The organism is Paraburkholderia sp. EB58, assembly GCF_050436665.1.
GTDB lineage: Bacteria > Pseudomonadota > Gammaproteobacteria > Burkholderiales > Burkholderiaceae > Paraburkholderia.
In genome coordinates, this window is record NZ_JBNDMQ010000009.1 from 262,447 (window position 1) to 286,158 (window position 23,712).

30 protein-coding genes and 1 tRNA gene are annotated in these 23,712 nt (G+C 63.0%); 18 read left to right on the plus strand and 13 right to left on the minus strand.

Going from position 1 to position 23,712, the window contains the following annotated elements; translation table 11 throughout:
* Window positions 1-381: 381 nt before the first annotated feature.
* The 6 genes from P3T40_RS16040 to lepB all read left to right on the plus strand — a co-directional run bounded on the left by P3T40_RS16040 (window position 382) and on the right by lepB (window position 5,907).
* A complete protein-coding gene (locus tag P3T40_RS16040; protein WP_429268687.1) occupies window positions 382-915 on the plus strand; it encodes a GNAT family N-acetyltransferase in 534 nt (177 codons plus the stop codon).
* A gap of 168 nt (window positions 916-1,083) precedes the next feature.
* Window positions 1,084-2,691 carry a mannose-1-phosphate guanylyltransferase/mannose-6-phosphate isomerase gene (locus tag P3T40_RS16045; RefSeq protein ID WP_429268688.1) on the plus strand — a complete coding sequence of 536 codons (1,608 nt, stop codon included), beginning with the start codon at window positions 1,084-1,086 and terminating at the stop codon, window positions 2,689-2,691.
* Window positions 2,688-2,915 (plus strand): hypothetical protein, encoded by a 228-nt coding sequence (locus tag P3T40_RS16050; RefSeq protein ID WP_429268689.1) that lies wholly within the window; start codon window positions 2,688-2,690, stop codon window positions 2,913-2,915. The genes P3T40_RS16045 and P3T40_RS16050 overlap by 4 nt, the downstream gene beginning before the upstream one ends.
* A gap of 173 nt (window positions 2,916-3,088) precedes the next feature.
* Window positions 3,089-3,808, plus strand: coding sequence for a FadR/GntR family transcriptional regulator (locus P3T40_RS16055; protein WP_429268690.1), 720 nt, complete (start codon window positions 3,089-3,091; stop codon window positions 3,806-3,808).
* Window positions 3,809-4,016: 208 nt separating this feature from the next.
* A complete protein-coding gene (locus P3T40_RS16060) occupies window positions 4,017-5,036 on the plus strand; it encodes a Gfo/Idh/MocA family protein (protein WP_429268737.1) in 1,020 nt (339 codons plus the stop codon).
* Window positions 5,037-5,214: 178 nt separating this feature from the next.
* Complete coding sequence (gene lepB / locus P3T40_RS16065; RefSeq protein WP_429268691.1) at window positions 5,215-5,907, plus strand: signal peptidase I; 693 nt, start codon at window positions 5,215-5,217, stop codon at window positions 5,905-5,907.
* A gap of 77 nt (window positions 5,908-5,984) precedes the next feature.
* On the opposite strand, the gene P3T40_RS16070 is transcribed toward lepB, so the two are convergent.
* The 6 genes from P3T40_RS16070 to P3T40_RS16095 form a co-directional block, all read right to left on the minus strand.
* The gene (locus tag P3T40_RS16070) at window positions 5,985-6,644 is read right to left on the minus strand and encodes an amino acid ABC transporter permease (RefSeq protein ID WP_429268692.1); all 660 of its coding nucleotides are present in this window, start codon (window positions 6,642-6,644) and stop codon (window positions 5,985-5,987) included.
* 167 nt (window positions 6,645-6,811) lie between these two features.
* A complete protein-coding gene (locus tag P3T40_RS16075; protein WP_429268693.1) occupies window positions 6,812-7,609 on the minus strand; it encodes a cystine ABC transporter substrate-binding protein in 798 nt (265 codons plus the stop codon).
* Window positions 7,610-7,759: 150 nt separating this feature from the next.
* Window positions 7,760-8,782, minus strand: a complete 1,023-nt coding sequence (locus P3T40_RS16080) for a quinone-dependent dihydroorotate dehydrogenase (protein ID WP_429268694.1) — start codon at window positions 8,780-8,782, stop codon at window positions 7,760-7,762.
* A 98-nt stretch (window positions 8,783-8,880) separates the two neighbouring features.
* Window positions 8,881-9,702 carry an arginyltransferase gene (locus P3T40_RS16085; protein WP_429268695.1) on the minus strand — a complete coding sequence of 274 codons (822 nt, stop codon included), beginning with the start codon at window positions 9,700-9,702 and terminating at the stop codon, window positions 8,881-8,883.
* Window positions 9,703-9,771: 69 nt separating this feature from the next.
* On the minus strand, window positions 9,772-10,509 hold the full coding sequence (gene aat / locus P3T40_RS16090) for a leucyl/phenylalanyl-tRNA--protein transferase (RefSeq protein WP_429268696.1): 738 nt from the start codon (window positions 10,507-10,509) through the stop codon (window positions 9,772-9,774).
* 11 nt (window positions 10,510-10,520) lie between these two features.
* Entirely contained in the window at window positions 10,521-11,066 is a 546-nt protein-coding gene (locus P3T40_RS16095; protein ID WP_429268697.1) for an NUDIX hydrolase, read from the minus strand.
* Window positions 11,067-11,291: 225 nt separating this feature from the next.
* Between P3T40_RS16095 and P3T40_RS16100 the strand changes: the two genes are divergently transcribed.
* Both P3T40_RS16100 and P3T40_RS16105 read left to right on the plus strand, forming a co-directional pair.
* Entirely contained in the window at window positions 11,292-11,465 is a 174-nt protein-coding gene (locus P3T40_RS16100; protein ID WP_429268698.1) for a hypothetical protein, read from the plus strand.
* 16 nt (window positions 11,466-11,481) lie between these two features.
* The gene (locus P3T40_RS16105; RefSeq protein ID WP_429268699.1) at window positions 11,482-11,805 is read left to right on the plus strand and encodes a hypothetical protein; all 324 of its coding nucleotides are present in this window, start codon (window positions 11,482-11,484) and stop codon (window positions 11,803-11,805) included.
* A gap of 142 nt (window positions 11,806-11,947) precedes the next feature.
* Here P3T40_RS16105 and P3T40_RS16110 read toward each other — a convergent pair.
* Window positions 11,948-12,024: transfer RNA gene (locus P3T40_RS16110), tRNA-Met, on the minus strand.
* A 308-nt stretch (window positions 12,025-12,332) separates the two neighbouring features.
* Here P3T40_RS16110 and P3T40_RS16115 point away from each other — a divergent pair.
* Together P3T40_RS16115 and P3T40_RS16120 are read left to right on the plus strand one after the other, a co-directional pair.
* Entirely contained in the window at window positions 12,333-12,830 is a 498-nt protein-coding gene (locus P3T40_RS16115; protein WP_429268700.1) for a heme-degrading domain-containing protein, read from the plus strand.
* A gap of 10 nt (window positions 12,831-12,840) precedes the next feature.
* Window positions 12,841-13,173: a DMT family transporter gene (locus P3T40_RS16120; protein ID WP_429268738.1), complete on the plus strand. Its 333-nt coding sequence runs from the start codon at window positions 12,841-12,843 to the stop codon at window positions 13,171-13,173.
* An 11-nt stretch (window positions 13,174-13,184) separates the two neighbouring features.
* On the opposite strand, the gene P3T40_RS16125 is transcribed toward P3T40_RS16120, so the two are convergent.
* A complete protein-coding gene (locus P3T40_RS16125) occupies window positions 13,185-13,523 on the minus strand; it encodes a hypothetical protein (RefSeq protein WP_429268739.1) in 339 nt (112 codons plus the stop codon).
* Window positions 13,524-13,668: 145 nt separating this feature from the next.
* Complete coding sequence (locus tag P3T40_RS16130) at window positions 13,669-13,866, minus strand: hypothetical protein (RefSeq protein WP_429268701.1); 198 nt, start codon at window positions 13,864-13,866, stop codon at window positions 13,669-13,671.
* 224 nt (window positions 13,867-14,090) lie between these two features.
* Here P3T40_RS16130 and P3T40_RS16135 point away from each other — a divergent pair, with 224 nt between their 5' ends.
* On the plus strand, window positions 14,091-14,366 hold the full coding sequence (locus tag P3T40_RS16135; RefSeq protein ID WP_429268702.1) for a hypothetical protein: 276 nt from the start codon (window positions 14,091-14,093) through the stop codon (window positions 14,364-14,366).
* Between the two features lie 244 nt (window positions 14,367-14,610).
* Window positions 14,611-14,898: a DUF1488 domain-containing protein gene (locus P3T40_RS16140; protein WP_429268703.1), complete on the plus strand. Its 288-nt coding sequence runs from the start codon at window positions 14,611-14,613 to the stop codon at window positions 14,896-14,898.
* Window positions 14,899-14,963: 65 nt separating this feature from the next.
* Here the strand turns inward: P3T40_RS16140 and P3T40_RS16145 are convergent, their stop codons facing one another.
* Window positions 14,964-15,932 carry an NAD-dependent epimerase/dehydratase family protein gene (locus P3T40_RS16145; RefSeq protein WP_429268704.1) on the minus strand — a complete coding sequence of 323 codons (969 nt, stop codon included), beginning with the start codon at window positions 15,930-15,932 and terminating at the stop codon, window positions 14,964-14,966.
* Between the two features lie 143 nt (window positions 15,933-16,075).
* Between P3T40_RS16145 and P3T40_RS16150 the strand changes: the two genes are divergently transcribed.
* Together P3T40_RS16150 and P3T40_RS16155 are read left to right on the plus strand one after the other, a co-directional pair.
* Window positions 16,076-16,927: a TetR/AcrR family transcriptional regulator gene (locus P3T40_RS16150; RefSeq protein WP_429268705.1), complete on the plus strand. Its 852-nt coding sequence runs from the start codon at window positions 16,076-16,078 to the stop codon at window positions 16,925-16,927.
* Window positions 16,928-16,973: 46 nt separating this feature from the next.
* Complete coding sequence (locus P3T40_RS16155) at window positions 16,974-18,104, plus strand: enoyl-CoA hydratase/isomerase family protein (RefSeq protein WP_429268706.1); 1,131 nt, start codon at window positions 16,974-16,976, stop codon at window positions 18,102-18,104.
* A gap of 73 nt (window positions 18,105-18,177) precedes the next feature.
* On the opposite strand, the gene P3T40_RS16160 is transcribed toward P3T40_RS16155, so the two are convergent.
* Entirely contained in the window at window positions 18,178-18,603 is a 426-nt protein-coding gene (locus P3T40_RS16160; RefSeq protein WP_429268707.1) for a hypothetical protein, read from the minus strand.
* 606 nt (window positions 18,604-19,209) lie between these two features.
* Between P3T40_RS16160 and ssuD the strand changes: the two genes are divergently transcribed.
* From ssuD to P3T40_RS16180, 4 genes are all read left to right on the plus strand, one after another.
* Complete coding sequence (gene ssuD, locus P3T40_RS16165) at window positions 19,210-20,367, plus strand: FMNH2-dependent alkanesulfonate monooxygenase (protein WP_429268708.1); 1,158 nt, start codon at window positions 19,210-19,212, stop codon at window positions 20,365-20,367.
* A gap of 80 nt (window positions 20,368-20,447) precedes the next feature.
* Window positions 20,448-21,254, plus strand: a complete 807-nt coding sequence (gene ssuC, locus P3T40_RS16170) for an aliphatic sulfonate ABC transporter permease SsuC (protein ID WP_429268709.1) — start codon at window positions 20,448-20,450, stop codon at window positions 21,252-21,254.
* Entirely contained in the window at window positions 21,251-22,246 is a 996-nt protein-coding gene (locus P3T40_RS16175; RefSeq protein ID WP_429268710.1) for an ATP-binding cassette domain-containing protein, read from the plus strand. The genes ssuC and P3T40_RS16175 overlap by 4 nt, the downstream gene beginning before the upstream one ends.
* A 47-nt stretch (window positions 22,247-22,293) precedes the next feature.
* On the plus strand, window positions 22,294-22,509 hold the full coding sequence (locus P3T40_RS16180) for a TOBE domain-containing protein (RefSeq protein WP_011488137.1): 216 nt from the start codon (window positions 22,294-22,296) through the stop codon (window positions 22,507-22,509).
* Between the two features lie 46 nt (window positions 22,510-22,555).
* Here P3T40_RS16180 and P3T40_RS16185 read toward each other — a convergent pair whose 3' ends face one another.
* Window positions 22,556-22,801 carry a hypothetical protein gene (locus P3T40_RS16185; protein WP_429268711.1) on the minus strand — a complete coding sequence of 82 codons (246 nt, stop codon included), beginning with the start codon at window positions 22,799-22,801 and terminating at the stop codon, window positions 22,556-22,558.
* A 233-nt stretch (window positions 22,802-23,034) separates the two neighbouring features.
* Window positions 23,035-23,406, minus strand: a complete 372-nt coding sequence (locus P3T40_RS16190; protein ID WP_429268712.1) for a hypothetical protein — start codon at window positions 23,404-23,406, stop codon at window positions 23,035-23,037.
* Window positions 23,407-23,712: the final 306 nt, after the last annotated feature.

Sequence of the window (23,712 nt, forward strand, 5' to 3'; positions counted from 1 at the left end):
GGAAAGCGCGACATCCGCGAGACGCTGTCTGCGTTGTAACGCGTTGGCGTTCGTGTTGGCGGGTGACCCACGAAGAAACCTGACGTGTTTGCATTGCGCGAACACCCATCATCTTCACGTTCCGAATATGTATCGTCTTTGGTAAGGTCCATCGGCGCGATGTCCTGCGTTCCAACGACGATGGGTAAAACACGGTATTAGGCACGCCTCTGTCTTCATACGATCAGTAGATTCGACCGCATCGAGGACGGTCGATCGCGTTTGGCGAATTACGTCGCGACAGGACGGTGTGATTCCGCACGGTAATACGCGGTTTGGAGACGTAACGTGTCGTAGTACTGATACGCATGTCTTGAATGTGAACCGCAGGAGAGAGCCGTGATGAATTGGAAAACTCTGGAGTTCGAACAGCTCACTGCGCGGGAGATGTATTTGATCCTGCGTGCACGCAGTGCGGTGTTCGTGGTCGAACAGTCGCACGTATATCTCGACGCAGATGGACACGACGAGACCGCGCTGCATGTCTTTGCGGTCGAAGACATGCAGCGCCCGATGCCGGTGATCGCTTACGCGCGTATCCAGCCGGGCGATGCGGAAGATCCGGACGTGTTGATTGACAGGGTGCTAACGAGCCCTGCGCGGCGTGGCGATGGCACAGCGGAGCTGTTGATAGAACGCGTGCTGCAGGCGATTGCGGAGCGCTGGCCAGGGCGTCGCGTACGGGCGACGGCGCCGGTCGAGCTGCGTGGCTTCTACGCGCAGTTTGGTTTCCGTCAGACGGAAGGACCGTTTCTCGAATATGGCATTCCGTTTATCGGTTTGACGTGGAATTCGCGCGTCGGCGTTCCGCGCTTTGGCGGTTTTCGCCGCGAACGCGCCGGTCTCGCCTTCGTGAACACGTACGAGCTGTTGTGACGCACGCGATGTATCCGGTGTCGTGGTCGGCGGTGCGGCTTGCTGCCTTGTAATGTGTGCGACGTCGTACAGATAAGCACGATCACGTTTGGTTAAATGAGCTTAACGTTAGCCTCGCTTCTGGCCGCAGTGTGTCGGGGCGTCGCTAACGTGACAACAGGGGGCAAGATGAATCGAATCGCCGAGCCGTGTGCGGTCGAAGGCTATGAGACGCACGCAAATGAAATGGCTGCGCATGCAACGGCGGCGGCCTTGGAAGTGACCGTGCAGCCCGTGATCCTCGCGGGCGGTTCCGGCACGCGGCTCTGGCCACTTTCGCGTGAGCATTGTCCGAAACAGCTGATTGGTCTGATCGACGATAAGTCACTGCTCGAAGGGACGTTGCGGCGGATCGATAGCGCCTTCGTGCCAGGCACATCGCCAGCGCTTGCGGTGACAAAGGCAGAACCGCTTGTCGTGTGCTGCGAGGATCTGCGGCTGCTGACATTGGACTGCCTCGAACGAAGCGCCACGACTACTCGAATGATGCTCGAGCCGGTGCCGCGCAACACGGCCCCGGCGCTGACTGTGGCCGCACTGGCCGCACTGGCGGCACAGACGGGCACCGCACAAGGGGTCGACCCGGTGCTGATTGTCATGCCCGCCGATCATTTGATCGTCGATCACGCCGCCTTTGCCGCAGCACTGGGGGAGGCCGCAATTCATGCGGCGCACGGCGCGATTGTCACGCTCGGCGTCCCGCCCGAACGTGCCGAAACTGGTTACGGTTATATCCGCACCGGCGCGGCGCTCGGAGCGAACGGTGCGCGTTCTATCGATCGCTTCGTCGAAAAGCCGGATCAGGAACTGGCCGAGCACTACGTCGTCTCAGGCGAATACTGGTGGAACAGTGGCATTTTCGTCGTGCGCGCATCGGTTTGGCAGGCGGCGATTGCACATTGCCACCCGGAGATTGCCACCGCATGCGAGAACGCATTTAAGAAAGCACGGCTGGACGCTGATGGTACCGTCCATCTGGATCGTGCCGCGTTTGCCGCTTGTCCGTCCGACTCGATCGACTACGCAGTAATGGAACGCATTGGCTCGGATGCCCGCCTCACGGGTGTCGTCGTGCCGCTCGTCGCGGGCTGGTCCGACGTGGGGGCATGGGATGCGGTGTGGCAGGTCTCGGAGAAGAACGCCGATGGCAACGTCGCACGAGGACGTGTGCTGTTCGAAGGCGCGTCGGACAGCTTTGTCCATTCGGAAGGGCGCCTCGTGGCGTGTGTCGGCCTGACGGGTGTGGTGATTGTCGAAACGGCCGATGCGGTGCTCGTTGCGGCGAAAGACCGGGTGCAGGATGTGAAGGCCATAGTCGGCAGGCTCAAGGCCGAGCACGGGGCGGAAGCACAGGAGCACCGCAAGGTGCAGCGGCCCTGGGGCTTCTACGACTCGCTTGATCATGGCGAGCGCTTCCAGGTCAAACGCATCGTCGTGAAACCGGGGGGCCGTCTGTCGCTGCAGATGCATCACCATCGCGCCGAACACTGGGTGGTTGTGCGCGGCACAGCGCGCGTCACACGTGGCGATGAAGTGTTCTTACTGTCCGAAAACCAGTCGACCTACATTCCTCTCGGTGTGACGCACCGGCTCGAGAATCCCGGTAAGACGCCGCTTGAACTCATCGAGGTGCAATCGGGTGGCTACCTCGGCGAGGACGACATCGTGCGCTTCGATGATCGATACGGCCGTGTTACCGCTACGGGCAATGAGTCTAAGGACGCTTCCGGCCAATGAGACGAACTCAGGGGGCGGCTCAGGACCCAGCCGCCCCGTCGAACTTCCACGAGCGCGTACAGCACGTGCCCGGCCTCTCTGCTAGCGGTATCGTCGTGATCACGACGGGTGGCCGATCGTCCAATCAACTCGAGTACGTGTGTCGTCGCACGATGCAATTTGCGAGGCTCACGCATGCTTATGGCGCAAGCTTGCGGCTCGTGACCGGGCCGCGCGTTACATGAACGAAACAATTCTTCAGAGGGATAACCCTGTCAGGACGTTTCCCAACTGGCGCATCTGGGTTGAAGCTAGCAACGTATCGATTAATACAACAAAAAACAACACAAAACGACACACGAGGGCCGCTTGACTAACAGGCTACGCGGGGGGGATCACCCGCTTCGGGGAGAGTGTCATGGAACAGGGAAACAAGGATCGTTCGTTGGTCAGCAAGGTCATGGACGGGCTCGTCACGGGCATCGTCGAAGAAAAATATGGCGCTGTGCTGCCACCGCAGGATGTGCTGTCCAAGGATTTCGACGTCAGTCGAACGGTGATGCGCGAAGCGCTGTCGATGCTGCTCGCGCGCGATATGCTCGATGTGCGGCCGAAGATAGGCACGCGCATCAGGCCGATGCGCGACTGGCGGATGATCGATGAGGATGTCGTGAACTGGCGCTTTCGTGCGAAGCCCGATCCGCTGTTCTTGCGCGACGTGATCGAATTCCGCGTTCTGATCGAGCCGCGCGCGTGTGCTCAGGCGGCGGCGCGGGGCAGTGCGGCGGACATCGCAGGGATTCGCGATGCCTACGACGCCTTCCGCACTATCCGGCCGGACGAACCCGGCTATCAGGCCGCCGACGAGCTGCTGCATACGCGCGTCGTGGTGGCGAGCGGCAATCAGTTCTTCCAGCAGATGGCGGCGATCATCCGCGGCGCGCTGGCGGCGGTCAATCCGCTCGTGATGAACAAGGCGGGTGCCTGGGAGGCCGTGGTGGCGAACCACGGACGCGTGGTGGATGCTATCGAGCGCCGCGATCCGAAGGCTGCGGAAGCGGCTTCGCTGGCGTTGATCGACTACACCGCGGAGGAGATGGGCAACATGTTTTCGGTCGAACCGCCCGTTCATGGGTGATGGGGCTGGCGCCGCGCCTTCGTGTGCGGGGTCGGCGGCTGGGCGGGTGGGGCAGGCATCGTAGCGGCAGGGCATACGACGGGTGGGTCGACCTGAGCGACAATGATGTCTGGTCTCAACTGCACCGGAACTCGAACGCCCAATGAAGAATGCTCTGGAGGCCGTCCCCGCAGGGGACGCGCTGGAAGCCGCCCCCGCAACGGGCCCCATGAACGTTGCGCCTGCAACGAAGCCGCTCTTCGACGTCCCCGTCGGCGACACTGCCGTAATTCGCTGGGGCATCGTCGGCACGGGCCGCATTGCCCGCCGCTTCGCGCAAGGTCTCGCACATGTGCCGGCGGCACAACTCACGGCGCTCTGGTCGCGCCGTCCCGAACCCGCCGCAGTTTTTGCCGAGGAATACGGCGGCACCGTCTGCGCCCGCTTCGAGGCATTGCTTGCAAGCGGCATTGACGCCCTCTACATCGCCACCCTGCAGGACAGCCACGTCGACTACGCCGTCGCCGCGCTCGAAGCGGGCCTGCATGTGCTGTGCGAAAAACCGGCGACCATCAACGCGCCGCAACTCGAACGCGTGCTCGCGGCGGCGCGTAAAGCACAACGGCTCTTCATGGAGGCGATGAAGCCGCCGTTCTACCCGCTCTACAGGGCGCTGCGCGCCCATCTGGCCGCCGACCCGATCGGCGACATCGGTCTCGTGCGGGCCGGTTGTTCGGCCGCGAACGTGCCGCCCGATCATCCTTCGTTCTCCTTCGAGCATGCCGGCGGGGCGCTGCTCGATATCGGCATCTACGAGATGTTTCTGGCCGTCGACTGGCTCGGCGCACCGCTCGAAGTGCAGACGCTGGGGCGGCTCGGGCCAACCGGCGTCGACACTTTCGCGAGCCTCAATAGCCAGCATGAGCGCGGCATCGCGCAACTGTTCTGCGGGCTCGATCTGTACGGCAAGGGCGACGCACTACTGCTTGCGCCCGGTGGCCACGTGACGATTCACGAGAACTGGTGGAACCCGGCGCGCGCGACGATCCGCTATGGCGACGGCCGCGTCGTCGAACTGGATGTGCCGTTCGAAGGCGGCGGCCTCAACTATGAGACCGCGCATTTCTGCGAGCTGATCCGCGCGGGCCAGCTGGAGAGTCCGTTGATGCCGCATGCCAAATCGTTGCAGATGATTGCGATGGCCGATGCGGCGCGCGCCGCGCTCGGACTTCGGTTCGCGGGGGAGTGAGCGGGCGGCGGGACGGCGCCGCGTTGGCGCAGACACGACGCGCTGAGCGCCGTAGCGGTAGAGATACGCCTCAACCCGCCGCCACGTTGACCGCAGCTCGCAGTGGTACGATTTGCGTCGGCGCGGTGCCCGGGTGCCGCCAAAAGCTTTCGATTACCTTCCGCAGGAGCTGTCCTCGATGCGCATGCTTGGAAAATTGTGGCGCGACAACAAGAGTCTCGTCGCCTTTCTCGTCCTGATGGTCCTGTTTCGCAGCGCGATTGCCGACTGGAACGTGGTGCCGAGCGGCTCGATGCTGCCGACCATCCGCGAAGGCGACCGCATCCTTGTCGACAAGATGGCCTACGATCTGCGCGTGCCGCTCACGCATATCGCGATCGCGCATTTGCACGACCCGCAGCGCGGCGACATTGTAACGATCGATTCGTCGGCGGCGCACGAACTGATCGTCAAGCGGCTGATCGGCCTGCCGGGCGACAGCGTGGCGATGCGCGACAACGTGCTGTATGTGAACGGGGTGCGTGCCGCCTATCAGCCGCTGAAGTTCGGTCCGCTGCCGGGCGACGTGTCATCGCCGGGCGACTATCTGACCGAGCGTTTCGACGGCGTGACGCATACGGTGCGGCTCTCACCCGAGTCGCCGAGCCCGCGCAATTCGTTCGGGCCGGTGATCGTGCCGCCGGGTCAATACCTGATGCTTGGCGACAATCGCGACAACAGCGCGGATTCGCGCTACTTCGGCTTTTTCCCGCGCGGGGAGTTGATGGGCCGCACACGCCGCGTGGCGTTCTCGCTCGACCCCGACCATTACTATGAGCCGCGCTTCAGCCGCTTCGGCGCGCGGCTCGACGCGCCGCTCGCTTCGCGCTGAGCAGGCGGCCCGGGCACCAGTGACCCGGTGACGCGGGCAGCTTAGGTGGCTTCAGCGGCCGCGGCAGCCCGACCGGTTCAGTGCCGCGTGGGCAGCGCGAGGCGCTGCTCGTACCAGCGCTGCACCCACTCGAGCGCCTGGCAGAGGACCCAGTAAATCGCGGCGGCCGCGAGGTAAAGCGGCAGCGGCTGATAGGTCGACGCGATGACTTCCTGCGCGCTTCTCAAGAGCTCGGTCACTGTGATCACCGAGACCAGCGAAGTGTCCTTGATCAGGCTGATCAGACTGTTCGACAGGCTCGGCACGGCGATGCGCAGCGCCTGTGGTGCAATCACATAGCGCAGGGTCTGGCGCCGCGACAGGCCGAGGCTATACGCAGCCAGCCACTGGCCGCTCGGAATGCCGAGGATCGCGCCGCGCATGCTCTCGGACAGATAGGCGGCTACATTGGCTGACAGCGCGATCACGCCTGCGGGCGTCGGATCGAGCGAGATACCGAGGCTCGGCAGGCCGTAATAGATCACGAAGATCTGCACCAGCAGCGGCGTGCCGCGCATCAGGCTCACATAGACCCGCGCGATCCAGTTCAACGCCCGGTTGTGGCTGATTCCCATCACGGCGAGCACGCTGGCGGCCAGCAGCCCGAAAATCATCGACAGGACCGCGAACTTGACCGTCAGGACGGCGCCCTGAGCGAGCACCGGAAGCGATTGGACGAGCAGGGAAGTGGTGGACATGGGCGGTGAGTGTTGTATGCAGCAAAGCGCACATCATAAACGGGTCGTGGCGCGGGACGTATACGCACGCTCGCAAAGGCCGCGCGCGTTGGCGTCCTGACAAAGAAAAAGGCGGCATCGCCAGGATGCCGCCTTGTGTTCCGCGTTGCGTCTTGCAGTTGGCGCGATCAGTTCGCGATGGGCTTGGTCACGTCGATGCCGAACCATTTGTCGGAGATCTTCGCAAAGGTGCCATCCGCTTCGAGCTGGCTCATCGCGTCGTCGATCGCCTTGGCGAACTTCGGATTGCCCTTCTTGAACGGAATGCCCGACGGCGTGGCGGTACCAACCAGCGAGCCGGTGCGCAGCGGCAGCGGCGAGGTCTTCAGCAGGTAGGCGAGCATGAGGCGGTCGTTGAGTGCCGCATCTAGACGCCCGGCCGCCAGATCGGCCAGATACTCAGGCGCGCCCGGATAGGTCTTGACGTCGATGCCCGGCACCGACTTCGCCATGTCCATATAGTTTGTGCCCAGACCGACGCCGAGCTTCTTGCCCTTCAGATCATCCAGCGATTTGAACTGGCGCGTATCGTCTTTACGCTGGATCAGTTGCGCAGCCGAGAAGGTGTAGCCGGGCGAGAAGTCGAGCACCTGCTTGCGGGCGTCGGTGATACCGACCTGGTTGACGATCACATCGAACTTGCCGGCCTGCAGGCCCGCGATGATGCCGCTCCATTCCGTCGTGACGAACTCGGGCTTCACGCCGAGCTTGGCGGCGACCGCCTTGGCGATGTCCACGTCGAAGCCGACCAGCTCACCCGACGGCGCCTTTGAGTCGAACGGCGGGAACGTGCCTTCGAGGCCGATGCGCAGCGTGCCGCGTTGCTTGACCTGATCGAGCAGGTCGTCCGCGTGGGCCGCGACGGCGGTGAACGAGGCGCCAATCAGGCCGGCCACCAGAATGTTTTTCAGCAAGCCAAACTTCATCGTGTTCCTTTATTCGTGCTTGTTGCCCGTTTGGGGCGTTTGAACAGCTGAAAGCATAACAAAGCAGACTATTAATACTTAAATACTGTTTGTTTATGCCTATATAACCTGGTCGGACCCTGCTTCGCCTCGCGGCCTGCATGCCTCAGTTCAGGCGAGCGCCTGCGCGCATTCTGCCACCAGCGCGGGGCCGCGGTAGATGAAGCCCGTGTAGAGCTGCACCAGGGCCGCGCCCGCAGCGAGCTTGGCGCGCGCGTCCTCGCCGGAGAAGATGCCGCCGACGCCGATGATCGGCACCGTGTCGCCGACTTCGGCGCGCAGCTTGCGGATCACTTCGTTGGACGCATCGAACACCGGCTTGCCCGACAGGCCGCCGGTTTCATCAGCGTGCGGCAGGCCCGTGACGGCGGCGCGCGAGAGCGTCGTATTGGTGGCGATCACGCCTTCGAAGCGGTGGCGCAGCAGCGTATCGGCGATCGACTTGATCTGCTCGTCGTCGAGGTCCGGGGCGATCTTCAGGGCGAGCGGCACCAGCTTGCCATGCAGGTCGGCGAGGCGCTGCTGTTTGTCCTTAAGCGCGGCGAGCAGGGCATCGAGTTCGCCCGCGCCTTGCAACTGGCGCAGGTTCTTCGTGTTCGGCGAGGAGATGTTGACCGTCACATAGCTCGCAAACGGATACACGCGTTCGAGACAATACAGATAGTCTTCCGCGGCGCGCTCGATCGGCGTGTCGGCGTTCTTGCCGATGTTCAGGCCGAGCGTGCCGCGATAGCGCGCGGCCTGCACGTTCCTCACGAACTGGTCGACCCCGGCGTTGTTAAAGCCCATCCGGTTGATCACGGCGTTCGCCTCCGGCAGCCGGAACATGCGCGGCCGCGGATTGCCCGGCTGCGGCCGCGGCGTGACGGTGCCCACTTCGATAAAGCCGAAGCCGAGGGCCGCCAGTCCGTCGATGCATGCGCCATCCTTGTCCAGCCCGGCAGCGAGCCCCACCGGGTTGCGGAAGGTGAGCCCCATCACGGTGCGCGGCGCGTCCGGCACATGCGGCGCAAGCGCGCCTGCGATGCCGGTGCGGCCGGCCGCGCCGAGCAGGCGCAAGGTCAGGTGATGAGCGTCTTCCGCGTCCATGCGAAAGAGTTGGGCGCGTACGAGCGGGTAGAGGGAACTGAACACGGGGCAGAGCCGGGCGGCTAAAAATGGGAACCCAGCATTTTACCGGCTTTAACGAGACGACAGGGGGCGTAGGCCGGAGCGTGTCGGCGCCTTCGATGTCACAACCGTACCGGGCCGCGCCGGCCCTGGATCGCGGCGTCGACCGGCGCCAGCTCGAGGCTGTGCGGATCGAGTGTCTTCCAGCTGCTGTCGACGAGGCCCTCGAGCGGACGGAAGTTGGCCTTGTACGCCATCTTCTGGCTCTCGCGGATCCAGTAGCCCAGATAAACGTAGGGCAGGCGCAGGCTACGCGCCTGTTCGATCTGCCAGTAGATGTTGTAGGTGCCGAAGCTGCTGTGGGGCAGATCCGGCTCGAAGAAGGTATAGACCGACGACAGCCCGTCGCCGAGGATGTCGATCATGCTGATCATGCGCAGGATGCCTGGCGCATCCGGATAGCCGGCCAGCGGCTCACGGAATTCGACGAGCCGAGAGTTGATCCGGCTTTGCAGCAAGAACTGTTCGTACTGGTCGCGGCTGTCGCGATCCATGCCGCCGCCCGCGTGCCGCGCCGACTGATAGCGCATGTAGAGCGCATAGTGTTCTTCGTCGTAGTGCAGCGGGGCGACCGTGGCGATGAGGCCGCCGTGCTTTTTCCACACCTTGCGCTGCGTGCGGCTTGGCTCGAACCGGTCTACCGGTACGCGCACCGGCACGCACGCGCGGCAGCCGTCGCAATAGGGGCGGTAGGTGAACACGCCCGAGCGCCGGAAGCCAGCCTTGACAAGGTCGGTGTAAACATCAGAGTTGATCAGGTGGCTTGGCGTGGCAACCTGCGAGCGTGCCACACGCCCCTCCAGATAGCTGCAGGGGTACGGCGCCGTTGCATAGAATTGCAGCGCGGAAAGGGGTGAAAGCGGCAGCTCGTTGGGGTGCGTCACGTTGGCAGCTCTCGAAGCGTCTCTGGTATTTCACACCCGCCGTAGTATCAGCGGGCCCGGCTTTGCTCGTTACGCCGCGGGCGCGACGACATCGAGCAGGACCGTCTTGTCGAAGCGCCAGGGGATGGGCGCGGCATCGACAGACGCGCGGACATGCGCGATGAACGCCTTGCGCGCTATCTCGCGACCGCCCAGCGACGCCAGATGCGACGTGTTCTGCTGGCAGTCTATCATTTCTATTTTGTGACGTCGCAAGTGTCCGACAAGCGCGGAGAGCGCCATTTTCGACGCATCGGTCACCTCGGCGAACATCGATTCGCCAAAGAACATCCGGCCGAACGACACGCCATACAGGCCGCCCACGCGCTCGCCTTCGAACCAGGTCTCGATGCTGTGCGCTTCGCCCGCGCGATGCAACGACGAATAGGCTTCCACGACGTCGGCGGTAATCCAGGTGCCGCGCTGCCCATGGCGCGGCGCGAGCGCGCAGGCACGCATCACGGCGGCGAAATCGTGATCGACGCGGATTTCCCACGCGTCGTCGCGCAGCACGCGCTTGAGCGTCTTGCGCAGCGAGGGCGAGACCTTGAATTCAGCCGGACGCAGGATCATGCGCGGATCGGGGCTCCACCAGAGCACCGGCTGGCCGTCGGAATACCAGGGGAAGATGCCGCGCCGGTAGGCCTCGATGAGACGCGACGGCAGCAGGTCGGCGCTGGCGGCGAGCAGGCCCGGCGCGCCGCTCGACGCGCCGAGCGCGCGCTCCACAGCGGGGAACGGATCGTCGGGTCCGAGCCAGGGAACCATGCGTGTGCCGCTCAGCCTTCGCGCAGCGAGCGAAAGATGTCGCCGGTATGCAGCCCGTAGCTGCCGGACTTACGGTCAGCAAAGAAGAAGCGCAGGGTCTGGCCGACGGTCGGAAATGCGATGTCGTCCCACGGAATCTCGTGCTCCTCGAAGAGCCGCACTTCCAGGCTTTCCTCACCGGCGTCGACATCGAGATCGAGTAGCCGCGCGAGGTAGAACAGATGCACCTGATGCACATGCGGCACGTTGAGCAGCGAGAACAGGCTCTGCACCTCGACGCGCGCGCCGGCTTCCTCGAGGGTTTCGCGGGAGGCGCCTTCGGCCGTGGTCTCGCCCATTTCCATGAAACCTGCGGGCAGCGTCCAGTAGCCGTAGCGCGGTTCGATGGCGCGGCGGCATAGCAGCACCTTGTCGTCCCAGACCGGAACGGTGCCGACCACGTTGCGCGGATTCTGATAGTGCACGGTACCGCAACTGGCGCAGACGAAGCGCTCGCGATTGTCGCCCGGTGGAATGCTCAGGCTGACCGGGTGACCGCAGACAGAACAGAATTTCATAGGAAGGGGACGAAGATTGGTGATAGGAGTTTATCACCAGGGCGAGCTTTGAAGATGGCGGCCATTGCGAGGCAATGAAGCTGGGGTGGGGAGCGGTGTCGGCGGCCCTGGCCGGACGGCCATTTCGGAAGAATCGCTTAGCAAGCGGTTGGCGATTGCGTTAGGATTGCTACTCTATTTGGCGGCCCGGTGAGGGCATTTGCAATGCGGTAGGAGAAGGGCATTATGTTTAAGAAAAAATACTTCGATCGGCTTCGGTTTATCTACGGTTGCGGGGTGATCGGCGGGGTCACGGCCAGCATGTTCTTCGGCTGGATCGACCGGTCGGTTGACATGCAGACCATAGGCATTGTGATCGGCGCAGGCGCGGCAACGCTTACAGAATTTACTCGCGTTTGAGTCGCTTCAAGTTGGCATGCATCTCTTCGGACTACAGATTGATGCAAGTTGGGTTGATGACTTTTTCTACTTGATGGCGGTTGCATGGGCGTGGGGCCGCTGTGTTAAACGCCTGCGTATGCCGGTGCGGCGCTCGGCAAGGCGAGTGCATCCAATGCGGGCGTTTTTCTGCACGATCACTGCGGCGGATTTCTTCAGCGGTCTCAGTCTTTTCCCGCTGTGCGTACTGGCCGTATCGCTGTTCTCGGACCCGTTGCTGCACGCACTGCTATCGGGTAACCGTTTGGTTCTGAGTGCGGCCGGGGTCATCGCGCTGTATTCGATGCTGGAGAATTTTTAGCGAGACCGCGAAAAAAAGCTGTGGGGTAGAAGGAACGAAGAGGACGAGGAACGCAGAAACAGGAGGTGCAAACAAAAAAGGCCTGCCGGTTAGGCAAGCCCTTGATGTTTTCGACGTCAGCTATTCGATGCGACGAAGTACTTGGTTGCGGGGGTAGGATTTGAACCTACGACCTTCGGGTTATGAGCCCGACGAGCTGCCAGACTGCTCCACCCCGCGTCCGTCGAAGAAAAGATTATAGGACAAACGGCATGCCCGCGCAATACCTTTTTAAGAACAGACTTCAACATCAGCGTGAGGGCGGTGCTGATATGCGCTCCCCGCAGTGTTTGCAGTAAGGAAGGCGAAGCGTCTCGATGTCGTATTGCCACTGATGTTGCGCGGATATCGGAACGAGTCATCAGAGGCGCTGCGCTAGAATCCGCTTTCCATCTGCGTCGTAACTCCGTTTCTTTCCGAGGATATGCACTGGTATCCGGTTAGTAGCGGTGGCGTATCCCTCTCTCGCTCTCGTTCTTCTTCCGCCCATGGACATCGCTCACGATCTGCAGTCGATTGTTGCTCAGGAAAACGCCCTCGTGTTCCCTCATTTCGATGCCGACCGTGCGTGGCAGCTCGGCGCCTATCTGCACGAGATAGCCAAGGCGCGCGGACTCGCGCTCGCCATCGACATCCGCACCTTCGGCCAGCCATTGTTCTTCAGCTTGCTCGCGGGCGCGACGCCGGACAACGTCGACTGGGCGCGCCGCAAGGGCAACACGGTGGCGCATTTCCGGCGCAGTTCGTATGCGCTCGGTCTACGCATGCAGCAGGCGGGCAGCACGCTTGCCGAAAAGCACGGCTTGCCGCTCAGCGAATACGCATCGCATGGCGGCGCGTTTCCGTTGACGGTTACAGGCGCCGGTGTGATCGGTTCGGTGACGGTGTCCGGCTTACCGCAACGAGCCGACCACGAGCTGGTTGTAGAAGCGCTATGTGCGCACCTCGGTCAGGACTACAGCAAGCTCGCGCTTGCAAAGGCCTGAGCCCATGCGTGTGCCGCCGTATGCGCTCCTTGGCATCGCCATCGTTGCCGAAGTGATTGCCACCTCCGCGCTGCGCGCGTCGGAGGGCTTCTCGCGCTGGTTGCCCGCCGTCGTCGTGGTGCTCGGCTATGGCGTGGCGTTCTACTGTCTTTCCTTGACGCTCAGGAGCATTCCGGTCGGTATCGTCTATGCGATCTGGTCGGGAGCCGGCATCGTCCTGATCAGTCTGGTCGCTGTCGTGCTGTACCGGCAGGTGCCCGATTTGCCGGCCATCATCGGGCTAGGGTTGATCATCTCAGGTGTCGTCGTGCTCAACCTGTTCTCGAAGATGCAGGCACACTGATCCGTTGCGCTCTATTTGCAGCGGATGATCATCGAACGGTTTTTCACGTTGGCTGAGACGACGTTGGTGACGCTGCCGCCGGCAGCGCCGCCTTCATCGTTGTCTTTGGAAATGACGTCGTAGCCTGTGGCGCCACAAGCTTGCCCCGCTTGCACGTAGCACGATGCCCAGCTCGAGCCGGCGTCTGCGCCGCTGCAGTTCACTGCAAAGCCGGTCTGGCCGTTTGGCAGATTGATCAGCGAAGTCGTATTCGACGATGCACACGCGCTTAGGGCCAAAGCGACCAGCACCGCAACGGGCAGGGCGCCGATGCGCGCCAACGCACCACGGTTCAAGCCGTGAGCTGCCATGGCGGTACGGCGTCGGGCGGACGGGCGAAAGCGCCGCGTAAGTTGCTTCATGGTGTGTCCTCTTTAGACGGATTGCGAAAATGATGTTGTTGCGACCGCTTCGCGGCAGCAGCGCGAGCGGCAACTGAAGGCGGTAAGGCGTGGTTCAGTCGAGGCACGGGTCGATTGTGATGCCCGCGCTCCTGACGATGCGGCGGCTCCCGGCACCGGTCTCAGTGGCAGCATCTTCCCAGATGCTGATGGCCTTCGGAATCTCGATGCCGTGCGCGCCGGCGTAAGCGAACCATGTGTTGGCCGCATCGGGCTCGGGGATTTCAGCTTGCTCTAAAAAGTATTTTCCCATATTGCGGATTCCTGGACCGAGAAAGGCCTACGCACGGATCGTGCCGGCCACCTCGTTCGACAACATCGCGCCGCGCAAGTGCGGCGCAATGCTTTTTTTTCACCGAGAACTTATCGCCTCCAAACGTGACTTATATCTGTTGGGCGCACGCGATTGGCATTGGTGCGCTTGACCGGCGGCCCCGTGCCGGAGGCGGTTCGTGTAATCCAAAGAGGAGAACGTATATGGCAGAACGTGTGAGCGGTCCGTACCGCGGGTATTACATCAGTGCTGCCGCGCGCCTTGTCGCCACGCATGAAACGGCGCCGCAGGCAGGCGAGCCCGACGGAATTTATGTCGGTTCGGTGAGCCTGTCGCAACGCGGTCCGGACGATCCGCACTGCTTCGAAAGCTTGCTTGACCTCGGGGACGAACATCGCTTCGCCACCGAAACGCAGGCCCTCGAACATGTCGAACAGGCCGCGAGGGCTTACATCGACCGGTTGGTCGAACGTGATTGAAGGAAGCGCTTTATTGTGTTTTCGGGCCACGGCCGATCAGCTACCGCACGGTGGCTGCGCGGTGGCTGCCTGGTGGCCGCGACCTGGCCGCGCGGTGGTCCGATTGCACCTTGGCTCCTCGTCAAGCGTGTCCGAGGGTGGACCGCGGTGCAGTCCGGCGAGTACCATAAGCGCGATGTCCGATTTCGCTGGGTCTGTTGCTCCGGCGTCTGACTTCCCGACGGATTCTTCTGATGAGGCGACCATGGAAATTCGGTTTCCCGCGGATGCGCCCGCTTACCGCGATTCCAATCTGACTGTCGTGTTCCGCGCGCTGGTGGACGGCGAGACCGTGCCGTGCGCGATCTCGGTCGAAGCGCTCGAAGATCATTTCGGCGCGTGCTCCGAAGACCGCGAAGGCTGGATGCGTGCCTTCGACGCGGGGCGTGGACGTATCGAAGAGGTGGCACGCGAGCATCTGCAGATCAGCAACGGCACCCCGGTGCTGCTGAAGAGCGGACATTTTCCGCCAGGCAACGTGGCCGGCTTGTGATGTAGCCGGTTGGTCAACAAGGGGCGATGTGCGGCTAATGTCGGCGCATGCCGTGCTGCGCCACCTCAGGCCGCGACCTTCAGCGTGTCTTGCGCGGCCGCAAACGCAAGGCGGATACCCTCGTCGTACGAGGTCTTTTTGATCGGCCCAATCAACGCCTGCAACGCGCTGTCGTCGAGCACGACTGGCTCGCTCATCAGGTAACTCATCTCCACCATTTCCCGCAGCAGCGGATTGAACAGGCCGAGCACACGCAGCATTGGCTTGCCGACGACCATCAGCTTGGGTTCGCGTCCGGCCAGCGCATAAGCTTTGGCGGCGACCTCGCGCTGGGTGATCGTGCCGGCGCCTGCTAGGTGCCACCAGCGGCCGTAGGCCTCGGGGGTGCGCGTGAGCGTCTCGACGACGGGGCCCACATCCGGTACGAACACGAACTCATGCGGCACATCGATAGGGCCGATCATCTGCGCACGCGTGCCGCGCACCGCGCTTTCAAACACACCATTCAGAAAGCTTCGTTCGACGCCAGGGCCGTAGAAGTCAGGCAGCCTCAGTACGAGCGTCGAGAGTCCGTGACGGCCGTGCGCTTCGAGCACCAGATTCTCCTGGGCGAGCCGCATCTGGCCTTTAAACGTATGCGGTTCACGCGGATGATCTTCCGTCACCGGCTGGCTGCGCGCGCGTCCGTACGGATAGACCGTGCCGATCAGGATCAGGCGTTGGACGCCTGCTGCGCTTAGGCCGACCAGGGTCTTTTCCATTAGCGGCGGGTGCATTTCGAACTGGTGGTAGGGCACGCCGACCAGATAAATGGCCGTTTGCAAGCCTTGGGCCGCAGCGGCGATCGACGCCGGCTCGTCCGGATCCCACGTGGCGATCTCAGCATGCGGATCCTGGCCGAAAGCCGCTTCCAGCGAGCCACGTGAGCGTCCGATGACCCGATAGTCCCGGCCGGCGGCGCCGAGCGCGGTAGCAATGCTTTGCCCGATCGCCCCGGCGGCGCCGAACAGGCCGACTTTTCCTGCGTTTTCCATGCCCACTCCTTGAACAGGTGATTTGACTGCGCGATTGACCAGTACGTCATCAAAATGACAGCATAACTTTTTATGAACATCGTTCAGTGAACAGTGTTCAGTTTAATTTGACTTTTCAGTTTGTCAACCGGAAAATGCGTGGCATGGGAATCAATGAACGAAAGACTCGCGAGAAGCAGGCGCTGCGCGACCGCATCCTCGAGGCGGCGCAGCGCATCGTGATACGCGAAGGGTTCGCGGCGCTATCGATGCGCAAGATTGCCGACGCCATCGAATACTCACCGGCAACGCTATACCTGTACTTTGCGAGCCGCGACGAGATTGCGCGGGCGCTGTGCGCGCAGGGTTATGCGCAACTTCTTGCCAGCTTCGAGCCGCTCGCACAGATCGCGGATCCGGCCGAGCGGCTCAAGGCGCTGGCCCGTGCGTACGTGGCCTTCGGCGTCGCCCATCCGCAGACCTACCGGCTGATCTTCATGGAAGATCCGACCTATCTGGGAGCGGCGCTTGGCGGCGCCAGCGAAGCGGAGAAGGCGTCAGGCAGCGAGGCGAATCATCAGGCGAATAGCCCGGCAGAACATAAGGCGGATCGCCAGGCGGGTCACCTGACGGACAGGCCGGCCGACAACCAGGCCAACACTCAGGCCGACACCCGCGTGATCAACCCCGCAGCGGGCCACGATTCCGGCGACGCGTCGATGCGTCTGATGGTGGACGCGCTCGACGAGCTGAGAGCGGCGGGGCGCCTGCCGGCGTCAGCGGATGGCGCGGTTTTATCCCAGGCGTTGTGGGCCACCATGCACGGCATCGTGGCGCTCAATCTGACCTGTCCGGTCTTTCCGACTGTGCCGCTCGACACCGTCCTCGACGCCGCACTGGACGCCTGGTTTGGTACGCGGGAGCAAGCCGCCATGGCTGCGGCCGAGCCAGTAGCAGCAGCCAGATCCGCGCGCGCGCGCGGTCCGGCTGGGAAGCCGAAAGTTGTGGACGCGTGATAACGTTCAGCCTTCCACTCGAACACGCCTCTTCATCTGCTACGCCATGTCCACTGCTGAAACACTCGCCTCGAGCGACGAAGTCTCGACCTACATTGCCAACCGCATCGGCTTTATCGAACTGGAGCGCCCGAAAGCGCTGAACGCGCTCTCGACGGGCATGATCCGCGCGATGCATGCCGCGCTCGATGCCTGGCGCGAGGATCCGGGTGTGCTGGCGGTGGTCGTGCGCAGCCAGCATCCGCGCGCGTTCTGCGCGGGCGGCGATATCCGCTTCCTGTATGAGACGTTTCAGCGCGGTGACGAGGCGGCCCGCGACACGTTCTTTATCGAGGAATACCGCCTCAATCACGCCATTTTCACTTATCCGAAGCCCTACATTGCCTTGATGAATGGCGTAGTAATGGGCGGCGGCATGGGTATTTCGCAAGGCGCGCATCGCACGGGCGGCTTGCGGGTGGTAACCAACTCGACCCGCATGGCCATGCCGGAGACGCGCATTGGACTCTTTCCTGATGTCGGCGCCGGCTGGTTTCTGGCCCGCACGCCGGGCGCGCTCGGCCGCTATCTGGCCGTGACTGGCGAGACGATCGCCGCGGCCGACGCACTGTACGCCGGGCTGGCAGACGCCTACATCGATGACGCGGCATTGCCCGCGCTCGTCGACACATTGCGTAGCGAGGTATTTGAGCGCGGCGCGGATGTGGTTGCGTGCGTCGAGCGCGAGACGGCCGCGCACAAGGTGGTGCCGACGCCCGATACCTCGCCGCTGGCGGACACGCGGGCGTTTATCGACCGGCATTTTGCGCTGCCGGACGTGACGCAGATTCTGGCTTCGCTCGACGCGGAAAGCGGCTGCGAGGAGGCCGAATGGGCTGAGCAGGTCGTCGGTGTGATGCGTGAACGTTCGCCGCTGTCGATGGCGGTGTCGCTGGAGGTGGTGACGCGTGCGGAGGGGGCGATGGCGGAGGTTCTCCGCCGCGATCTGGACCTGACTCGCACGAGCTTTGCGCACGGCGATGTGGTGGAAGGCATCCGCGCGCGCATCATCGACAAGGACAACGCGCCGCGCTGGCGCTTCGCCCGGATTGAAGACGTCCGCGCCGCCGACGTCGCACAGATGTTCGAGAGCCCGTGGCCGGCGGGGGAGCACCCGCTAGCCGATCTGCAGGGTTAGAGCACTAAACGCAGGGACTATACACAGAGATTAGATCGAGGGACCCAGCGTAGGAACCAGGCGCAACCGTCCCTCATTCCTCATCGTCAAACGCCATAAAGGCGCGCATGAATACGAGCGCGCCCCAGCCCCACATGGCGTTTGCCGCAAAACCCTCGGCGAGGCGCGGCAGCATGTTGCCGCTCGGCCAGATGCCGCGCAGCGGATCGACCACGAACACGCTTGCCGCCGTCAGCGCGATGCCGCCGAACACAAACGCCTCAATCCACGGCGCGCGGCGCTCGGGCGCCACGCGCAATAGCCATGCCATCAACACGGCCCACACCGCGCTCCAGACTGCATTCGCGATGAATTCCGGCAGTCCCAGCGGCAGGAATGGCGCGGTCGAGAAGCCTGCCGCGTCGATGAGCCCCGCGGCGTGCAGCAGCCCGAGTGTCGATTCGTGGAAAAACAGTGAAGCGAGAAAGCCGGACACGAACGGCAGGATAATTTTTTGCATGCGGTGCAGCGCCAAGGGTCCGGGTGGCGGCTACAGTGCGGCCCGGGCCGGATTATCGAAAGACGCGTCATTATATAGACGCCGCGCCGGGTTTCAGGGGCCGTCTGTATGCTTAAGCGTCGGGCTAATCACGAAAGTGGAAAACCTAAGCTAAAAAAAATCGTTCAAAAGCCTGGGTCCGATCCATAGACTGTTTCTCCATGTAGACGGCATAGCCGCCGTCGTCCACTTACCGCGCGCCGGGAAGGCGTGCGTTTCGTCAAGGGAAGCCGTCGCGATGTCCTGTCTGAAGCCGATCTTCGCCCTCTCCGCTACGGTGCTAGAGCGCTGTCGGCTCTGCTGTTAGTCGCGCTGCCTGGGTCGCCGGCAGGCCGGCTGCCGGTTGCCAGCCCAAGGCAAGGGGCAGCGCAGCGTTCCGCCGCCTGCTCACTCGCCGTTTCGCGAGGCAGGGCGTCTTGAATCAGCGTTTTTCCGATCTGTTTTGCCGCGTGGCCGTGCCATTTGACTGAGGCCGCGTTGCGGGCCTTGTGCCGCCGAGCCGTCGTTGTGCGCGCGCCGGCCATCTCGCCCTTCATTAATCCAGTCTCGAACAAGCAGGAGCAGCAAATGAATGTGTTCTGGTTCATCCCGACTCACGGCGACAGCCGGTACCTCGGTACGTCCCAAGGCGCACGCGCAGCCGATTACGACTATTTCCAGCAGATCGCCGTCGCCGCCGATACGCTCGGCTATGAGGGCGTGCTGCTGCCGACCGGCCGCTCCTGCGAAGACGCATGGGTGGTCGCCTCGAGTCTGATTGCGGCAACCCGGCGCCTCAAATTCCTCGTTGCGATCCGCCCGGGCATTACCTCGCCGGGTCTCGCGGCTCGCATGGCGTCGACCTTCGACCGCCTGTCGGGCGGGCGTCTGTTGATCAACGTGGTGACGGGCGGCGATGCGGCCGAACTCGAAGGTGACGGCGTGTTCGTCAGTCATGACACGCGTTACGAGATCACCGACGAATTTCTGCACATCTGGCGCCAGTTGCTTACCGCCGCGCACACCAATGAGGCGATCGACTTCAACGGCAAGCATCTGACTTCGAAAGGCGGCAAGGTGCTGTATCCGCCTGTGCAAGACCCGCATCCGCCGCTGTGGTTCGGCGGTTCGTCGCCGGCTGCACACGAGATGGCCGGCGAGCACATCGACACGTATCTGACCTGGGGCGAGCCGCCCGAAGCGGTCGCGAAGAAGATTGCGGACATCCGCGCGCGTGCCGAAAAGCACGGCCGCAAGATCAAGTTCGGGATTCGCTTTCACGTCATCGTCCGCGAGACGGAAGAGGAAGCCTGGGCCGCTGCCGACAAGCTGATCAGCAAGCTCGACGACGAGACTATCGCTCGTGCGCAGGCATCGTTTGCGAAGATGGATTCTGAAGGGCAGCGCCGCATGGCCGCTTTGCATGGCGGCAAGCGTGGTGGCCGTGAAGACCTCGAGGTGTATCCGAACGTATGGGCGGGCGTGGGCCTCGTGCGCGGCGGTGCGGGCACCGCAATCGTCGGCAATCCGGAGCAGGTCGCGGCGCGCATGAAGGAGTACGCGGACTTGGGGATCGACACGTTCATCTTGTCGGGTTACCCGCATCTGGAAGAGTCGTACCGCTTTGCCGAACTGGTGTTTCCGCTGCTGCCGAACCGCAAGCGCACGAGCGCAAGCGGGCCGCTGTCGGGGCCGTTCGGCGAGATCGTCGGTAACAACTATTTGCCGAAGGTCAGCCAGAGCTGAGTGTGGCTGGCGTGGCCCCGGGTTGCCGTTTGCAGATGCGACTGCGGCCCCTGAATGGAAAAGGAGTGGAGTAAGCGATCATGGCTCGATCCAGTGGAAGTGAAGGTGTGGTACGGCGTCTCGGTGGACACGTTGCGCCGTGGATTGCACCGCTTGTGATTCTGCTTGCGTGGGAATTTGCCGCGCGCAGCGGCATCCTCTCGACGCGCGTGTTGCCGGAGCCTGTCGCCGTGGTGAAGGCGGCGTGGTCGCTGATCCAGTCGGGCGAAATGTGGGCCGACGTCAAGGTCAGCACGTGGCGCGCGGTATCGGGTTTCGCGGTCGGCGGTGGCATCGGCCTGGTACTCGGGCTGGCGACGGGGCTCTTCAAGCCCGTCGAAGTCGTACTCGATTCGACCGTGCAGATGGTCCGCAATATTCCGGCGCTGGCGATGATCCCGCTCGTGATCCTGTGGTTCGGGATCGAAGAAGAAGCGAAGGTATTTCTCGTCGCGCTCGGGGTGTTCTTTCCGATCTACGTGAACACGTTCCACGGCATCCGCTCGGTCGATGCAAACCTCATTGAGATGGCGCGCAGCTATGGCGTCAAGGGCTTTCGGCTGTATTGGGACGTGATCCTGCCGGGTGCGCTGCCGTCGATTCTGGTCGGCGTGCGGTTTGCGTTCGGCCTGATGTGGGTCACGCTGATCGTCGCGGAAACGATCTCCGCGCAATCGGGCATTGGCTACATGACGATGAATGCGCGCGAGTTCCTGCAGACCGATGTGGTGGTGGTGGGCATCCTGCTGTATGCCGGACTTGGCAAGCTCGCGGATGTGCTGGCGAAAACGCTGGAACGCGTCACGTTGCGCTGGCATCCGGCCTATCAACGAGGAGCGAAAGCATGAGTGCGACGACATTCTCGACGAGCTTTGGTGGCGTCGCCGGCGTCGATCTCGAAGCGGAGCTCGCCCAGCCACGCGTTCTCGATCACGATGCCGACGAGGCCGCAGAACTGGAGCGGGATGATCGCGCGTCCGGCGCCGTTGATTTTTCCCGCGCCGCTGCTGCCGGTCCGCTGACGCGAGACGCGTCGCGCAGCGCGGACCATGCCGTCGAATTGCGTGGCGTCGGCAAGCAGTATGGCGAGCGCAAGGTGCTGACGGACTTCGATCTGTCGATCGAGCGCGGCAGTTTTGTGGCGATTGTCGGCCGCAGCGGTTGCGGCAAATCCACCTTGCTGCGGCTCGTCGCCGGGCTCGAGAAACCCACTGCCGGTGTGCTCGAAAAGCGCGCCGAGAACGGTCAACCACTCGATACGCGAATCATGTTTCAGGACGCACGCCTCTTGCCCTGGAAGAGCGTGTTGCAGAACGTGATGCTGGGTCTCGGACGCGGCGCCCGTGAGGATGCGCGCGCGGTGCTCGCCGAGGTTGGCCTGCTCGAACGCGCCAATGACTGGCCCGCGCAACTGTCGGGCGGGCAGCGGCAACGGGTCGCGCTTGCGCGTGCGCTGGTGCACCGGCCGCAATTGCTGCTGCTCGACGAGCCGCTCGGTGCGCTCGATGCACTTACGCGCATCGAAATGCACGCGTTGATCGAACGCTTGTGGCGCGAACATCGCTTCACCGCGCTGCTTGTCACGCATGACGTGCATGAAGCTGTTGCTCTCGGCGACCGGATCCTGTTGATCGAAGAAGGGCGCATCGCGCTCGATCAGCCGGTGCCGCTCGACCGGCCTCGCGCGCGAGCCTCGGCAGGCTTTGCCGCTCTTGAAGAACATGTGTTGCAGCGCGTGCTGAAGACGTCGCCAAACGACGATGTCCTGCCGTATCACGTGACCGACACGCATCACGACGACCGCCTCGTGCGGCCTACCGAAGTCCGTTGGGCTGTCTGACATTCCTTGCCTGACCGTTTTTTATCGATTCACTGGAGTCACTCGATATGAGCATTTCCGCAATCAACGTACGTAATCAGTTCAAAGGCAAGGTCAAGGAAATCATCCGCGGACCGGTGGTGTCCGAGGTCGACGTCGATACGCCGTTCGGTATCGTCACGTCGGTGATCACGACGCGTTCGGTCGACGAACTCGATCTTAAGGTCGGCTCGGAAGTGGTCGCGCTGGTGAAGTCGACGGAGGTGTCGATCGCGCGTCTCTGAGCGCGCGGGCCGACGTTGTTTGCCGCAGACTGCTGGCGCCGCCGCGTTATTTCGCTTCGGCTGCGCTGGCAGGCGGCGTATGCGTCATCTTGTCGTGCGTGGCCTTGGGCGGACGCTTGACCGGCATATGGTCCGGATTCGCCGGATTCGTAGCGCCGGACGCCTCCGGCGGTTTCACCATTGAGGCGCCGCTATCCCCGGGCGGTTTCTGCGCGAGCGCCGGTCCTGCCGTGAGCGTGAATGCCGTGAGCGCGCAAAGCGCCGCGAGCGATGCAGGTTTGCTCTGTTTCATCCGGTCCTCCCTGGTCTTGCATGGCGGCCCTCGGCCACTTTCGGCTACCTGGGGGCCACTGTTAAGCGGTCCGTTCCCTCATAGACCGCGACCGGAGCGGAAAATTCGCTTCTCTTCGATGTTCTGCCACCTTGCTACGCGCATCCTGACTATGCGCGCTCAGAGCATCGCGTAACCCGCAAGGGCTGCGCACCTCATATGAATCGATGCGAACCGGCCCGCTCGCACCGGCTTCACTTGCCATTCTTACCTGGCGGGCACGGAAACGCCGCCTGAAGCGAGCGCAGGATCGCGAGGCCGACCGGGAAATCGTCGGAAAGACCGGGGTGGTTGGTGAAAAACTCGTCGAGCAACGGGTACACCGTCTGCGGGCCGATAGGCAACTGTTCGGGCGGACAGAAGAGCGGCGCGCGTTTCTTCGCTATCAGGTCGCCGTTGGCCCATCCCAGTTCGTTGAGCGTGCCATTGATGTAGGCAGCGTAGACCGAGTTGTTGTCGGCGTGCGCCCACTGCTTGTATTGTTCGGCCGTCATCTCCGCGCGCGCGTTGAGCGTGAAACACGCGGTAAGCAAAGTCAGCGCGAGTGTTCGTATTCTTAACTGCATTCTTGCATCCTCATACCGTTTCGTTCAGCCCGGTATTGTAGGGCAGGCGCCAGATCGCGGCCGGATTGGTGTGACGCGATTCGCGTGTGCACCCGGTTAACGTCCGTGTTTCGAAGGCACCTGCTTTTCGCTTCCCAGGCCGGCTGGGGCTTCGGACGGCGTCACGATGGGCGCTGTCGAACACGGGCGCGTGCAGCGGGCGCGTGCAGGATCTTCGGGTCCGGTAAAGACAAAAAAAAGCCCACCAGAGCAAGTGGGCTACAAGAGTGAAGAGAGACAAACACCTCTCAGGGGAAGAGGAATTCC